Below are 15,427 nucleotides of genomic sequence, written 5' to 3' on the forward strand. Positions count from 1 at the left end.
ACTTTAATAATTTTTTACACAACGAACAGAGACTCCATATTTTTTGGGATTAGCTGCATCAAACGTAGAGTATTTTGAAATGCCACCTCCCATGCTTTTATTTTCTACAGGCTCGGTTTCCCTTGGAAAACCATAATACCCCCCCCCTCCAATATTATCAAAAAAAGAATCTCCATTTTCCTCAAAGCATCTATATCCCGCAGCAATAAAACTAAATCCAGAGGTATTGTACCCAAAACTAATCGAATACGAGACCTCCGACGCAAGCGTACTCATTCGATCTTCAATATAAGTGCTTCCGCCTGTCGCATAAGATACGGCGAGCATTTCCAGCTTAGTAATCAAGTGCCAACCGCTCGGGCAAATTCCCTGGTGGAACCCATCATGGTCGGGATCTATCTGGTCGGCACAACTCTTGCTATTGCACTCATACGGCAACGCCATCATTTCGGCCCACTGGTAGAGTCCGCCCCACCAGTCGTTACAATATTCAACGCTATCGTTATAGCAATACATTTCAACCTTGGTATCATCGTCCTGTTCATTTGCACCGAGCGTTATCTTTTCATGATATTTTAGGTTTTGCGCAAAAACTGTAAAAGTGATTTTAGGAACGCTGTCCGGGCCGTACTTGTTCGTTATTTCAATGGTCGCATACTTCGTTCCATCACGAGTGTCTTCATATTCACCATAAGACAAGTTATAACCCAATGGACTCGGCAGGGGTTCATAGCCTCGGCTACTGCTGCTGCGGGCGACGGAACTAGATGAGGGAGGAAGATAAACGACCCACACACCATCTACACATTTGGCGAATTCATCTCCTATTTTTTTCTTTAAGCCTTCTTTTGGGCAAGGTCCCCCCATTACATCTTTAGAACTAGAAGAAGATACGGAAATTTCACTCGAAGATGAACTAACTGACGAACTGGACTTATCCTTACTACTGCTAGAAGATTCACCCGACTTCACAGAACTTGAGCTCTTGGAGTCGGACGAGTTCTTTGTTTCTTTTGCGGAACTACTGGACACTTCGGCGGGCTCGGAACCCTTGACACTACTGGAAGACTTGTCTTTTTCCGTAGATTCATTTCCTGACGACTTCTTGTCAACAGAAGATGATGACTCATCCAAATCAGAAGTTTCTACCGATGAACTGGAAGTACCGGTTTCGTCGCCACTCGCCGACGAAGAGTCATCGCAGGCGGAAAGGGCGAAGAATGCCGCGAGCACCGCCACCCACAAGAAACCAAGACCCTTGACACACTTCATACCATTATCTCCTGTAAAAATTTTCACCACCCACAAACCAAGCAATGTGAAATATGGAATGTGGAATTTATACCGCAAAATCCATCATCAGACGAGGCTCAAGTGCCTCTATTTTGTAATTGTTTAGATTCTTGTCGTTCGGATTTTTCTTAGCCATGAGTCTGCTCCGTTCTTTATTTTTCTTGTTTTTACCTTAAAAAAGTATCGCCTTCGTCTTGTACACATCGAATACTCATAAAACCATACTTTCTTGCCGAACTTACTGTGAAATCATCAATAGTAAAATCAACTACTCCGCCATTACTCTCAGACTTTTCGTAGGGGATCCAAAAACTGGACACTTTATTATAAGGGTATTCATCACCGCTTGGTAGCACGGACATTCCATAAGGATTATTTCCTCTCTTCTTTTCCCATACTGCATGAGATAGTAGAGAATAACTCATATTTAATCCGTTTGTGTAGGCAAAGTGCTTCCATTCGGTTTCCGTCATCACGTGCCAACCCGTCGGGCATACCCCCTGAACTTTTTTGCTAAGGTCAATGTTGCACTTGGGGTTATCTGCAACACCAACGCTGTCACACACCTTGGGGAGTCCCATCGCCTCGCTCCAGGTGTAACGGGCACCAAAGTAGTTGTCGCAATACCAGGGGTCATCCTTGTAGCAGCGTTTTTCGACCTTGCTGTCATCAAATACTGTCGTGGTGCTGTCAATCATTATTTCTGCGTAATTCAGGTTCTGAGCCATTACGGTAAAACTGTCTATTACAGTTCCACCATTCTGCTGGAACTTTTCATAATATTTGGTTGTCTTGTAAACATTGTTATCACGCAAATCTTCGTACGTGCCGTATGCTTTAAACTCCGACCCAAATACGCTATCCATATTCGGGTAAACCTTGGGTTTCACATATTCACCAATGGAATCTTGATTCCATTGGCCATTTTTGCAACTATTGTAATAGATTTTACCGGCAAGAACAATCGATGAGGTATCACCGTCTTCACAAAGTTTGAACACAAATTCAGAGCTGCTACTTTCTCCCTTCTGCGACGAGCTACTGTTTTTTGTGTTTTCTTTTTTTGATGACGAACTATTTGATTTGGCATCGCTTGAAGAATCTTTACTCTGATTATCAGAAGATTCAATCTTTTTATCAGAGCTACTTGATTCGTCATCACAATCCTTACAGACCGAAGATGAAGAATCAACCGCCGCACTTTCATCCGGTCCGTTGCTAGAGGCCGACGATGAGTCATCGCAACCGGAAAGGGCGAAGAACGCCGCGAGCACCGCCACCCACAAGAAACCAAGACCCTTGACACACTTCATACCATTATCTCCTGTAAAAATTTTCACCACCCACAAACCAAGCAATGTAAAATATGGAATGTGGAATTTATACCGCAAAATCCATCATCAGACGAGGTTCAAGCTGTTCGATTTTGAAATTGTTCATTCCGCGATTGTATTTTTTCTTAGCCATATGTCATCCTTTTTAACAGAACCGTTAGTCTACTTTTACGCACCGAACTGAGAATCCATGCGTTTTGTATGTATCCTGCGTACTGTTTGATTTCGAACTTCTTGTTTGAAGCCCAACAAAAGAAGCAATATTATTATCATTAGAACGACCTTCTTCCGGATAGTGCCAATAAGCAGACTCTTCTATATTTCTAAATTCATAGTTCCAATTATATCCAGCACCAATCAGTCCATATCCACTATAATTAAAGCCACCAAAGCCCATGCTCCGAATATCGGCAACACCATTTCTATTTCCATTTGCATGCACAACGACATACATATCATCATAAGTTAAAAGTCTCCATCCATCTGGGCAAATTCCCTGATGGTTTGGCTTAATAGAGTCAGCACAACTCTTGGTGTTGCATTCGCTCGGCAACTTCATCATTTCCGCCCATTGATAGAGTCCGCCATACTCTTCGCATTTCATTGTATCATTGTCATAACAATACCGCTCAATCTTGGAATCATCATTTTGATCCTTATTGCCGTCGACCATTTCGCCGACATTTAGATTTTCCGCCATGACAGTTACAGAGGCAGCTTTACCATCCTGATTTTTACCATTGATTGTCAGATAATAGTAGGATCGTCCCTCATATGTAAACTTTTTGTACGCCCCAGCATGCATACTATCAGCCCCTAATGCTCGATTGCAGAAAGCATACCCAGGCGTGCATAATCTGGAAGAGTCAACTTCAAAAACGGAACTACTGGATTTAGGCAAGACAGAACTTGAACTAGACTGTTTCACAGAAGAACTGCTACTTTGCATTTCACTCGAAGACGAACTCACCGATGAACTAGAGTTGTCCTTGTTGCTGCTGGATGAGTCATCGGACTTCACAGAACTTGAACTCTTGGAGTCAGATGAATTCTTTGTTTCTTTCGCGGAACTACTCGACTTAGCGTTACTACTCGATGACTGGTCTTTTTCCATATTTTCGTCACTAGACCCATTCGACTCCGCTGACTCCGGAGCCTGTCCTGAACTTGTCGAAGGACTCAGGGTGACACTCGAATCAGACGACTCTACAGACGAACTGGAAACACTTGTTTCATCGGAACTTGCCGACGACGAGTCGTCGCAAGCCGAAAGGGCGAAGAGTGCCGCGAACAAGAAGATGGTTAGAGATTGCTTCCCCTGAAACAAGTTCAGGGTCGCAATGACACGCTGGAAAGACTTTTTCATAAAAACATCCCCGTCTATAGTTTATCCTGTTAAATATAGGTAATGCCCCTGCCAAAGTCCATACCTCCCCCATTGTAAAATTTAGGAAACAAGACAAGAGTCCAGAATAACGCAGAAAAACAACTTTTTTCAAGGTTTTCCGTCATTATGGTAGATTTGGCGAATTATACGCGGGCTATTTTCGAATTTATGAAAAAGGATTATCTCACCAAAGCTTGCACAAACGGATAGAAAAATATATATTGGTAATGTAATAAGGGATAAATATGGTATTTGCCGAAAACATACTACGGATATTCCGTGAAAACAAACTTCTTGCGAAGTATCGCCTGAAGGATGTCTTTGTATTCGGTTCGTCTGTCCGGACTGCAACACCCAACGACATTGACCTGTTAGTTCGTGATTACCAGGACTACAATGATCTGTTGTCCTTGCGGAAGGAACTTTCCGAAAAGACCGGCAAGTCCGTGGATGTCGTCATAGAGAAGTTTGCAAACCCCATTATCCTGTATCGAGCAAACAAGGAGTCCATCCGTGTCGAATGACCCCAGGAACGACCTTTTCCATTTGTTGGGGATGCTCGAGGTCCCTGCTGAAAATTCAGAAATATACACAGGACATTCATTCCACCGAAGAACTTCTTGAGAAAGAAGATCAAATGGTATTCAATGCGTGTCTGACCTTGCTTGCAAACATAGGCGAATCCATCAACAAACTCTCGGACACAGCCAAAGCAGGAATTGCAAGTGAAAATATTCAGGCAATCCGCGGAATGCGAAATAGGATTGTCCACGATTATGCTGGGCTTGACTCGTTTATCGTTTACAACACTATAAAGAATGACCTTGACCCGCTAAAGGATACCTTTGTGAAAATCATTCATGAAGGTCTAGTAAACAAGTCCTTTGACGAAGGTGAATTTGAAGCGGCGAAAAGCTCCGGCTTTTACAAGTTCATTGATTTCAATATATTTTAAGGCCTGCTTCACCGTCCCGTCGTTTTGCGTTAGGGATAGTGACCCCTTGGGGACAAGACCCGCGTAGCGGGGCTTGGTTTTAGGCGGCGGGTGGCAAGCGAAGCGATGGCGGCCGCCCCTAAAATATAGTCCGACCGCACATATATGTGCGGGAACGCCCAAGAGACATCGGTTACGGTGGTCTCGACCACGCCGTGAGCCGTAGGCGACTCGTCATAACGAGTCGTCGGAGGCGAGAGTGAGCGCCGACCGGAGTGCCACGCAAGAATCTAGCGCGAACGGTCATCATAGGGCCACCGGTGAAAACGTGAACATCTGCGTCCTCGATACCGAAGTGTATTCCAACACCGGTGGACAGGCATCCAAGGCCACGAACCGTGGCGCAGTCGCCCTCTTCGCTGCCGCTGGCAAGCGCGCTGGCAAGAAGGACCTCGGCCTTATCGCCATGAGCTACAAGAACGTTTACGTGGGCCGTATCGCCCTCGGCGCAAACGACGCTCAGGCCCTAAAGGTTCTCCAGGAAGCAGAAGCACACAATGGTCCGTCTCTGATCATCTGCTACTGCCCCTGCATCAACCACGGTTTCGATCTCAACAGCCAGCTTCAGCACCAGAAGATGGCTGTGGATTCCGGTTACTGGACTCTGCTCCGTTACAATCCGGCTCTCGCCGCCGAAGGAAAGGCTCCGCTTATCCTCGACTCCAAGAAGCCGACGATCCCGGTCGCAGAATACATCTACACCGAAAACCGCTACAAGCAGCTCACCCGTAACAATCCGGAAGTGGCCAAGAAGCTCGCCGACGACCTCCAGAAGGAAGTTGATGCACGCTATGCATTCTACGATGCGATGAGCAAGGACACCGAAGGGTTGATCAGCCTGTAATCGGAAGTGTCATCCTGAGCGGAACGCCGCAAGGCGTGAAGTCGAAGGATCTCCCCTTTACGAAAAGGCTCCCGTTCGAAAGAACGGGGCCTTTTTTTTTGCATTTTTTCATCTTTTTTCGCCAATATCCCTTGACAAGCGCGAATAAACTTTTTATATTTGGCTCAGTTCGGTTAGGAAACTGACCAAACGAAAAACCACTGGGGTGGTAGCTCAATTTTGGTTAGAGCACCGGCCTGTCACGCCGGAGGTTGCGAGTTCAAGCCTCGTCTATCCCGCGAAAAAAGACTCTCGATTCGAGGGTCTTTTTCGTTTACGCCCCTATTTTATTTCGTTTATTTTACCCCTCCTAAATTCAATGTAAAAATTCTATAATTTATTTTGTTCAGGAGGATCTATGCGCAAAGTCTTACGCAAGAACAAATCTCTACGCCATTACCTGCAAGCCGCAATTGCATGCGCAACTCTTTTTATCGGAATCAACGTTGTCACTTCGTGCAGCGGCTACGGTTCCGAATACAACAACAATAACCAATCTAACTGGTATGACGACGACGATGAATCGTCTTCGAGCTACGCCAAATCGAGTTCCTCGAGCTACGGAAAATCAAGCTCTTCTAGCAACAAGTCTTCCAGTTCTTCAAGCCGTTACAGTAGCTCTAGCGAAAAATCGTCTAGCAGCAGCTACATCGACACCACAACCGTGAAAACAGTCACCGATCTAGCGGATTCCTGCTCCGACGGCGAAGAGAAAACGGTATCGGCAGATTCCAGCGTTTACCGCTGCGTTTACAGCACTTGGTTTAAGATACTCAAGAATATTCCCGATTGCACTAAAAAGAACGAAGCCGAAACCTTCTACAAGAACGACCCGTACGTTTGCATAAACAGCAACTGGAGAGTCATTTCCGAAATCGAAGCCAAGTTAGGCGTGTGCACCAAGGCCCTTTCGGGCACAACCAAGTCAACCGATAATAAAAACTACGTTTGCGACAGCACAAAGTGGCGACTCACGACCATTTCCGAAGTCAAGGGCGAATGCACCTCTGCCAAGAACGGAACAACAACATCTTACAACGACACAAACTTCATTTGCCGCGGCACCACCTGGCAAAAACTGACCCAGATCGAGCAGGATTCGGGCGTTTGCAGCAAGGACCGCTTTGGCGAAGTTCTACGCGTGAAGCCCTTATATTCCAACAGGGATACAACATACTACAAGTGCAACGAATACGAATGGACCACCACCACCGCAGCCGAAGACATTATCGGGAAATGCGACAGCACTAAAACAGCAGACTCCATTTATATAGTATCGAGCGTCAAATACGTGTGCGATAACGGGACCTGGCGCGCACCAACCTCAATGGAAATTTCTTACGGCTTCTGCAACGCCAAAAACCAGGACTCTATCAAAAAATCGGGCAGCACGAAATACATCTGCGACAAGGGCACATGGCGCATTACGAACGCCGAGGAATACTATGGAGCCTGCACTGACGCGCTCCAGGATACCACATATTCTTATGACAGCAAACTCTACGCCTGCATCAACAAAAAATGGACCGTTCTCCCAGAACCGCCCCTTAGCACCCTCGCCTACTGCACCAAGAAAAACCAAGGGTCCAAGACCAAAACGACAAGCCCTAAGGCCTATTACATCTGCGACAACTACCAATGGCAAAAGATCGACTCGCTATCATACACAATCGGAATGTGCAACAAGGACAGCGTTGGCGTTAGAAAGTCGAATTACGAATGTAGGGACAAATCAGGTACGTACCAGTGGGTTAAACTCACAATTGCGGAACAATTAGGAGCAGAATGCACCGCTCTAAACGATGGCGAACTCATCCAAGGTTACGTTTGTGACAGCACCAAATGGAGACTGCAAACTACTAGAGAAAAAAATATCGGCGAAACATGCTCTCACAGTAAAATTGGCACAAGAGCAGATTATGCAGGAGAAAGCTATACATGCCAAGCTAAAGGCTGGGTTTCTGCTACCGAAGAAATGAACTCTATGGGAGCCTGCTCCGACGAAGGGCGCATTCTTAAAAACACCTCTATGACAAAAGTCTGCTACCTAGGGAACTGGGTCCAACTCAAAAACATCACTATCGATACAACCAGAGATTGCATGAAAGATAGTACTATCGGACTGTACAACGACATGATTTACTTTTGTCCGTGGGCCCTTAACAAATGGCGAGCCGTCGGTCCTGTCGGCATGGAAGTCGGTTACGCCTGCACCCAGAAAAACACCGGAAAGACTGTATTATCCAAGGATTCAATCTATTACACCTGTAGAAAAAGCGGTTCCTTTGATAGCTATTGGGATACCAAACAACTTCGTGAAATCCTTGGCGGATGCAGCGGCGAAAGAACCGTAGATGTTGTTGGACAGAAATACAAGTGCACTGGAGAAAATATCTGGACCCCGATCTACGGAGAAATGACAGATTCAAGAGGCAAATCAAAAAGCTACAAAACGCTCAAAGTAGGCAAACAGCTTTGGATTGCCGAAAACCTGAATTATGAATCGGCCAATAGTTGGTGCTATAATAACCAAAGCGATAATTGCGACGAATTCGGAAGACTATACACATGGAACAATATCAGCGACGCCTGCCCCACAGGATGGCATGTTCCGAGTGTAAACGATTTCTGGACTTACACGCAACATCCTCTATCCCCTTCAATAACATCAAATGTGTCTTGGCAAGAAGGCGCACCAACATCGTCTTACTCCAGTGCCTATCCTAGAATCGAAGGACTCGAAATCAAAGCTGCTGGCATGATGAACGCTTCTGGAGGTTTTGAATTTATAAATCGTGTTGGAGGAATATGGTTCTCAGATGAATCTGCCGCAGGAAATGTTTACGTTGAAGCCTATGGATACTCAAACAACCAATCTTGGACAAGCAATACACCCTCGGACCAGTTTACAACCATAGGTTCAGGCGATAAGCACCCCTCAGCATTCCGAGTTTCAAAGTCTTACGCATTCCCCATCCGCTGCGTAAAAGACTTGAAATAAAGCCCACAGAAAAAGCACCCTTTTGAGGGTGCTTTTAAAATTTTGAACCAAAGCCAAACGACTATTCGTGAACAATCACGTTGTCCAGCGTCTTTCCTTCGACCTTGACGCCATCCCACAAGACAGCGTTGCTGATAGTGCTGTTTTCAACGACACAGCCATCGCCAACCGACACATTCGGACCGATGGTGCTGTTCGAAATCTTAGCGCCATTGCCAATATAGCACGGAGCAATCACCTTGACGCCCGGAACATTGACCGAGGCGGAGTTGTCGCAACGAGTCAGTACGTGGGCATTAGTTTCGAGAAGCGTTTCAGCAAGGCCGCAGTCCAGCCACTTTTGTACCGGAGCCGTACGGAACCTGCAGCCCTTTTCGAGCATCATTTCGAGAGCATCGGTCAGCTGGAATTCGTTCTTGGTGCGGATATCATTGTCCATCAAGAACTTGAGGCACTGCTTGAGCACCTTGGTGTCCTTAATGTAGTAGATACCCACAATGGCTTCGTCAGACACAAATTCTTGCGGCTTTTCGACCAGGCGCGTAATGCGGCCATCGGCTTCGGTCACAGCAACGCCAAAACGGCGCGGGTCTTCTACCTTGAACGTGTAGAGGATATTTTCGTCTACATTATGGAGAATCGAAAGATCCGCTTCAAAAAGGGTATCACCAAGAATAATGAGAACAGGTTCATCGTCGTCCACGTATGGCAGTGCGAGGCTAATTGCTTCGCCCAGTCCCTGCGGGTTGGACTGCACCACAGCGCGAGTTTTACCCCAGGCAGGACGCTTGGTCAAAAAATTGTCTACAGCTTCGGCCTTGTAGCCGGTAATAAAAATCGTTTCCGTGGGCTTCAAGCTCAAGGAATCTTCAACAATCCAATCTAAAATCGTCTTACCAGCAACAGGCAGCAAGCACTTCGGCACATTCTCAGTGTAAGGCCGCAGACGCAGTCCGTTTCCAGCGACGGGCAGAACAATCTTCATTAAATCCAATTCCTCAAAAACAAAACTTTACACTCGCAATATAGCATTTTATATGGAGAGAGAGTATCTGAAAATAATAATATTGTTGTAATAAAAGAAAACCGCCTCGGGGTGAGACGGTTTTTCGTGGATGATGCAGGGGTCGAACCTGCGACCCGCTGATTAAGAGTCAGCTGCTCTACCAACTGAGCTAATCATCCATAGTCGCTTAGGACGCGCACAATAATAGAATTAAAATGGTCCGCTGTCAAGGGGTGAAAACGCATTTTTTCAAAAAATTTCTAATTCTAAGCACTAAGCTCTAGGTTCTATGTTCTATATTATGGCCATGAGCCTGAATTCAAACCGCATGGATGCCTATTTGGCATTTTTGGGAGTGGAACGGAATCTTTCGCCCGCCACCATCCAGAGCTATCAGGAAGACTTGCGGCATTTTGTAGCTTGGCTCGACGAAATTAACCTAGACCTTAAGGATTTGACGCCCGAAAAGCTGGACGAATTCCTGACGCTCACCGCCGGACAAGAGGAATACTCCCCCACATCGATCGCAAGGCATTTTTCAAGCCTGCGCGGGTTCCTCAAGTACATGCAGAATCAGGGCGAGTACGACTACAGCACCGAATCGATGCTTGAACGCCCAAAGCTCGGGCATTACCTGCCGCAATACCTGACCCGCGAAGAAATCGACAGCGTGTTCGAGAGCGCCGCAAACGGCAAGAACCCGCTGCGCGACACCGCCCTATTCGAGCTCATGTACAGCGCCGGACTCCGTATTTCGGAAACACTGAACATCAAGCTAGCCCAGCTCGACCTGGACAACGAATGGCTCACGCCCATTGGCAAGGGCAACAAACAGCGCTTGGTACCGCTCGGAAGCAAGGCAAAAGAAAACTTGAAAGCTTGGATAGAACTCGGACGCCCGCTCACCCACCCGACCACAGACAACATAATTCTCAATTCTCGAGGCAAGCCCATGACTCGCATGGGGGCTTGGAAAATCGTACAGCAGCATACCATGCATCTCTCAAAACAGGTCTCACCGCATACATTCCGGCACAGTTTTGCAACGCACTGCCTTGAAGCGGGCATGGACCTACGTGTTTTGCAGGAACTCCTCGGGCATGCCGATATCAGCACCACACAGATTTACACGCATATCGACAAGGAATTCATTAAGCAGGAACACCGCGCTTACCATCCCAGAGAATTAGCCGGGAAATAAACAACCGCACGGTCTGCAAACAGACAAATTCTTTCCATCGGCCTATACCCTGATTTGACGCCTCCCTAAATTCTAGGTATATTTGGACAAAATATAAAAAGAGGCTAAAATGAAAAAGCTGTCACTCCTTTTGTTTCCGGCTCTGACTGTCGCCGCATTCTTTGCAGCCTGTAGCGACAAAGATTCCAGCAGCAGCGACAAGAAAAAAGAGCCTGTTACCGAAGTCAACTCGATTTACGAACTTGGCCTTTGCGGTGAAGAAAACGAAGGCGATACCGTTTACGCTAAAGAACAAAATGCAGAATATTTCTGCGACGGAGAAAACTGGGCACCAGTAGCCTCCGATGATGACAAAAGTTCTTCGAGTGCCGAAAAAGGAGCAAAGTCCTCTTCTAGCAGTAAAAAAACAAGCTCAAAAAGCAGTTCCTCTAAGGCTTCCGAAGAAGATCTCAAGAATTTTGCCAAGCTCTGTGAAGCCTCAGGCGGTAAAGAGAAAGACGGCGTTTGCACCTGTAGCGAAGAAGTTTGCGACATCGGTTCCGTATGTAACACCGTGACCAAGAAATGCGCCAACCAAATTACAAGCGACGAAAGCGAATGCGATGAAAGCTACAAAAGCACTTGCTCCAACAGTCCCGTGGGCATCGGTATTGTCAAGGAATGCGTGAAGGGCGTTCTCGTGAACCGCTCGTGCGCTACACTCTCTTGCAACGAAGAGGGTACAGACTGCGGCGAATGCCTCGACGACGTGCAGACCTGTACCGAAGACAAGAAATTCCACGCAACAGTCACCCGCTGCGAAAAGGGCAAGAAGGTGACCGAAAGCTGCGGCGATAAATCCTGCGACCCGCGCGACAACGGTTGCGGCGAGTGCACGAACTACGAACACACCTGCACCAACGATGAAGCCGGAAAGGGAACTGTCTACGAATGCGTCGCCGGCGAAGCCAAGAAGGCCGTTTCCATATGCGGCAACAAGTCATGCCGTACCGACAAGGCCATCTGCGGCGAATGCCTTAACGGCGAACTGAGGTGCGACAACGACATCAACAACAACGCCATCATGTATAGGTGCGTCGACGGGCAATGGGAAAGGCTCCACAACAAGTTCGACCCGCTCGACAAGGATTATTACAAATGTCCCGTCGCTTGTAGAGAAGGCACCGATCCACAGAAGATGGAAATCGAATGCGACATAGACCAATGTTCTGATTGTGATCCATGCTGGGGTGAGCCAATGCTGGGAGCTCCCTCCAATCCAAATCCCTGCTACGATGAGAAACGTTGCAAACAAATTCTCAAGGATGAAGACCCCGCCTACCCTCCGTTCAGGGATTTCGAAACGAAAAATAAATGGAAGGCCCTGATTCCCGAAGAAAAAATGGCTGTGAAGACCGTTACAGGATACAACTGGAAAGACTATACCCACACTGACGTTAATGACCGAGTGGGGCCTTTCGAGTTTGACCTTACAAACGAGACGCGCCGCGTATCGTGCAACGCCTTGGGAACCTACTTCGGCAAATGCCACAACACCCTGCAGACCTGCATTAACAAGGCTTATCACACTGGGGGATTCATGGTGGTCTGCGCTAACGGTGAACTTATCGACGAAGAGAAGGAAGGAGACGGAATCGCTTGCAATTGCGAAATAACAACTAACAACGCCGAGGGATGTTGTTACACCAGAAGTGCCTGCTTCAAGCAAACCAACTGGTCTAGGGACCGCTGCGCTAAGCCACAGAGCACCGCTGCCGACGAATAATTTCAAAGCCAAAACAAGCAGAAAGGAACCGCAAGGTTCCTTTTTGGCATATTGACGTATTGTCCACGATAAACGGCGCCGCCCTGGGAATTTATCCCTAAAGGGAATATATGTTTATAATGGATAACTATGACTTCTCGAATTTTAAAAATTGTCACTCTTGCGCTTTTATACGCATTTACGGGTGTATTTGCCGGCCCCGGCCTTGCCGACGGTGCGGCAAAGTTCGTCGGCAACATTCCGGTTGATGGCGAAGTCCCGTCTGATTTCGCGAAATACTGGAACCAGATTACCCCTGAATACGAATGCCTGTGGGTCCAAATCGAAGTGACTCGTGGCGAATTCGACTTTTCCAAGTGCGACGCGATTTACAACTGGGCAAAAGAGAACGGAGTCCTATTCAAGTTCAACACACTCGTACGGGGCTCACGCTACCCAGGTTGGGTCAGTCAACTTAATGTTGAAGAAACCAAGGATGCCATTACCGCCTGGTTTGATGCTGTCGCGGAGCATTACCCCGACCTAGAAATGATCGATGTGGTAACCGAGGCTGGCCGATCAGCGACAAACCAGTACCACTCTGGATTCGGTAGAGGCAATCTCTTTATCGATGCCCTAGGCGGTGACAACGATGGCGACTACAATTTCGTCACTACAGCCTTCAAGATGGCTCGCGAGCGCTGGCCCAAGGCGATCCTCATTTACAACGACTACAATACGTTCCAATGGCAAAGAGATGTCGGAATAAATCTTATCAATACCATCAAAAAGAACGGTGCGCCAGTCGACGGCTACGGAATGCAAGGACATGATTTAATGGCTACGGGCTCCAGCCCGACAAACTGTCTCAACTTCAATATCCTAAAAAAATACCTACAAGAAATTATAGACAGTACGCAGATTCCATTGTTCATTACCGAATACGATATTGCGACTTTGGACGATGAAATTCAGAAAAGATGCTATTCAGAACAAATCCCCCTCTTCATGGAAGAGGAGCATATTGCTGGCATTACCCTTTGGGGCTATATCTACGGCAAGACATGGGCATCTTGCAACGCAAGGGAACAAGGGTGTTCCGGCATTATCAGGGATGGCATAGACCGCCCGGCAATGACCTGGCTCAAGGAGTATTTCAATTTTCAGGAAGATACCACCGCAAGGGATTCGACTATCGCGGATTCCACGATTTCAATCGGCAGCAGCCTCCACCTGCAAGCGAATACCCTCCAGGCATACGACGTGTTTGACCTGAACGGGGTCCGCCTTGGCCGCCTGCGCGCCTACACCATGGACGAGGCCGTTTCCGTGCTCCAGAATACCAGCGACATCAAGGTCCAAGGCATCTACATGCTCCGCTCCGTCAAGAACGGCTCAGTAAAGCAAGTGCGGATTGCACGGTAGAAGCAATTTTTCTATCTTTGCCTTGGTCAAAATTTAAACCAAGGATTAACAATGAGCAAGAATTACAAGATTGCAGTGCTTCCGGGCGACGGTATCGGCCCCGAAGTCATGAAAGAAGCTGTCCGCGTGCTGGACGTGGTTTCCAAGAAGTTCGGTTTCGACGTGAACGCCGAATGGGCAAACGTCGGTGGTGCCGCCTATGACGAAAGCGGTTCCCCGCTGCCGGAAAGCACCCTCAAGCTGGGCGAAGCTTCTGACTGTATTCTTTTCGGTTCCGTGGGCGGCCCGAAGTGGGAACACCTCCCCCCGAACCTGCAGCCGGAACGCGGTGCACTTCTGCCGCTCCGTAAGCACTTCAAGCTTTTCTGCAACCTCCGCCCGGCCCGTGTCTACAAGGAACTCGCAGGCGCTTGCCCGCTCCGCGCTGACATCGTGGGTGACGGTTTCAACATCCTCACCGTCCGCGAACTGACGGGTGACGTTTACTTTGGCCAGCCGAAGGGCCGCGAAGGCGTTCCGGGCTCCAAGGAAGAAATCGGCTTCGACACCATGAAGTACAGCCGCTACGAAGTCGAACGCATTGCCCGCTTCGCTTTCGACGCCGCCATGCTCCGCAACAAGAAGGTTGCCTCCATCGACAAGGCCAACGTGCTCACCACGAGCGTGCTCTGGCGCGAAGTCGTGAACGAAGTCATCAAGGACTATCCGGAACTGACTCTCGAACACCTCTACGTGGACAACGCCGCCATGCAGCTCCTCAAGCGCCCGCGCGAATTCGACGTGCTGCTCTGCCCGAACCTCTTCGGCGACATCCTCACCGACGAATGCGCCATGCTCACGGGTTCCATGGGCCTCCTCCCGTCCGCTTCTATCGCCGAAGGTTCCTTCGGTCTGTACGAACCGGCCGGTGGTTCTGCTCCGGACATCGCAGGCAAGGGTATCGCTAACCCGCTCGCCCAGATCCTCTCCGTGGCCCTCATGCTCCGCTACACCTTCAAGGAAGAAGAAGCAGCAAAGGCTATCGAAGCTGCTTGCGAAAAGGTCATCGCTCAGGGCTACCGCACTGGCGATATCTACCAGGAAGGTTGCACCAAGGTCGGCACGACCGGCATGGGTGACGCTATCATCGCAGCTCTCGGCTAATTAAAAAGCCCAATAT

Annotated in this window: 14 protein-coding genes and 2 tRNA genes; 9 read left to right on the forward strand and 7 right to left on the reverse strand. The window is 48.0% G+C overall.

What is annotated here, in order from left to right; all coding sequences use genetic code 11:
* Positions 1–3: 3 nt before the first annotated feature.
* From QOL41_RS08250 to QOL41_RS08265, 5 genes are all read right to left on the reverse strand, one after another.
* Complete coding sequence (locus QOL41_RS08250; RefSeq protein ID WP_283429371.1) at positions 4–1,272, reverse strand: FISUMP domain-containing protein; 1,269 nt, start codon at positions 1,270–1,272, stop codon at positions 4–6.
* A 67-nt stretch (positions 1,273–1,339) separates the two neighbouring features.
* Entirely contained in the window at positions 1,340–1,429 is a 90-nt protein-coding gene (locus QOL41_RS08255; RefSeq protein ID WP_283429372.1) for an LEPR-XLL domain-containing protein, read from the reverse strand.
* A gap of 31 nt (positions 1,430–1,460) precedes the next feature.
* A complete protein-coding gene (locus QOL41_RS08260) occupies positions 1,461–2,606 on the reverse strand; it encodes an FISUMP domain-containing protein (RefSeq protein ID WP_283429373.1) in 1,146 nt (381 codons plus the stop codon).
* A 67-nt stretch (positions 2,607–2,673) separates the two neighbouring features.
* Complete coding sequence (locus QOL41_RS14255; RefSeq protein WP_502846879.1) at positions 2,674–2,760, reverse strand: LEPR-XLL domain-containing protein; 87 nt, start codon at positions 2,758–2,760, stop codon at positions 2,674–2,676.
* 24 nt (positions 2,761–2,784) lie between these two features.
* Positions 2,785–3,993, reverse strand: a complete 1,209-nt coding sequence (locus QOL41_RS08265; protein WP_283429374.1) for an FISUMP domain-containing protein — start codon at positions 3,991–3,993, stop codon at positions 2,785–2,787.
* A 266-nt stretch (positions 3,994–4,259) separates the two neighbouring features.
* On the opposite strand from QOL41_RS08265, the gene QOL41_RS08270 reads away from it, so the two are divergent.
* The 5 genes from QOL41_RS08270 (at position 4,260) to QOL41_RS08290 (ending at position 8,892) form a co-directional block, all read left to right on the forward strand.
* Positions 4,260–4,538: a nucleotidyltransferase family protein gene (locus QOL41_RS08270; protein WP_073322213.1), complete on the forward strand. Its 279-nt coding sequence runs from the start codon at positions 4,260–4,262 to the stop codon at positions 4,536–4,538.
* Positions 4,535–4,969: a HepT-like ribonuclease domain-containing protein gene (locus QOL41_RS08275; RefSeq protein ID WP_283429375.1), complete on the forward strand. Its 435-nt coding sequence runs from the start codon at positions 4,535–4,537 to the stop codon at positions 4,967–4,969. Before QOL41_RS08270 ends, QOL41_RS08275 begins: the two co-directional genes overlap by 4 nt.
* A 238-nt stretch (positions 4,970–5,207) precedes the next feature.
* Complete coding sequence (locus QOL41_RS08280) at positions 5,208–5,852, forward strand: thiamine pyrophosphate-dependent enzyme (protein WP_283429376.1); 645 nt, start codon at positions 5,208–5,210, stop codon at positions 5,850–5,852.
* Between the two features lie 202 nt (positions 5,853–6,054).
* Positions 6,055–6,130: transfer RNA gene (locus QOL41_RS08285), tRNA-Asp, on the forward strand.
* 119 nt (positions 6,131–6,249) lie between these two features.
* The gene (locus QOL41_RS08290; RefSeq protein WP_283429377.1) at positions 6,250–8,892 is read left to right on the forward strand and encodes an FISUMP domain-containing protein; all 2,643 of its coding nucleotides are present in this window, start codon (positions 6,250–6,252) and stop codon (positions 8,890–8,892) included.
* A gap of 61 nt (positions 8,893–8,953) precedes the next feature.
* Here the strand turns inward: QOL41_RS08290 and QOL41_RS08295 are convergent, their stop codons facing one another.
* Together QOL41_RS08295 and QOL41_RS08300 are read right to left on the reverse strand one after the other, a co-directional pair.
* Entirely contained in the window at positions 8,954–9,877 is a 924-nt protein-coding gene (locus QOL41_RS08295; protein ID WP_283429378.1) for a sugar nucleotidyltransferase, read from the reverse strand.
* Positions 9,878–10,004: 127 nt separating this feature from the next.
* A tRNA-Lys gene (locus QOL41_RS08300) sits at positions 10,005–10,077 on the reverse strand.
* Between the two features lie 128 nt (positions 10,078–10,205).
* On the opposite strand from QOL41_RS08300, the gene QOL41_RS08305 reads away from it, so the two are divergent.
* From QOL41_RS08305 to leuB, 4 genes are all read left to right on the forward strand, one after another.
* A complete protein-coding gene (locus tag QOL41_RS08305; RefSeq protein ID WP_283429379.1) occupies positions 10,206–11,099 on the forward strand; it encodes a tyrosine recombinase in 894 nt (297 codons plus the stop codon).
* 109 nt (positions 11,100–11,208) lie between these two features.
* Complete coding sequence (locus tag QOL41_RS08310) at positions 11,209–12,864, forward strand: hypothetical protein (protein WP_283429380.1); 1,656 nt, start codon at positions 11,209–11,211, stop codon at positions 12,862–12,864.
* A gap of 129 nt (positions 12,865–12,993) precedes the next feature.
* On the forward strand, positions 12,994–14,268 hold the full coding sequence (locus tag QOL41_RS08315; protein ID WP_283429381.1) for an endo-1,4-beta-xylanase: 1,275 nt from the start codon (positions 12,994–12,996) through the stop codon (positions 14,266–14,268).
* A gap of 51 nt (positions 14,269–14,319) precedes the next feature.
* Positions 14,320–15,411 (forward strand): 3-isopropylmalate dehydrogenase, encoded by a 1,092-nt coding sequence (gene leuB, locus QOL41_RS08320; protein WP_283429382.1) that lies wholly within the window; start codon positions 14,320–14,322, stop codon positions 15,409–15,411.
* Positions 15,412–15,427 lie beyond the last annotated feature (16 nt).

The sequence above is a fragment of the Fibrobacter sp. UWB10 genome (genome assembly GCF_900182935.1).
GTDB classification, from domain to species: domain Bacteria; phylum Fibrobacterota; class Fibrobacteria; order Fibrobacterales; family Fibrobacteraceae; genus Fibrobacter; species Fibrobacter succinogenes_O.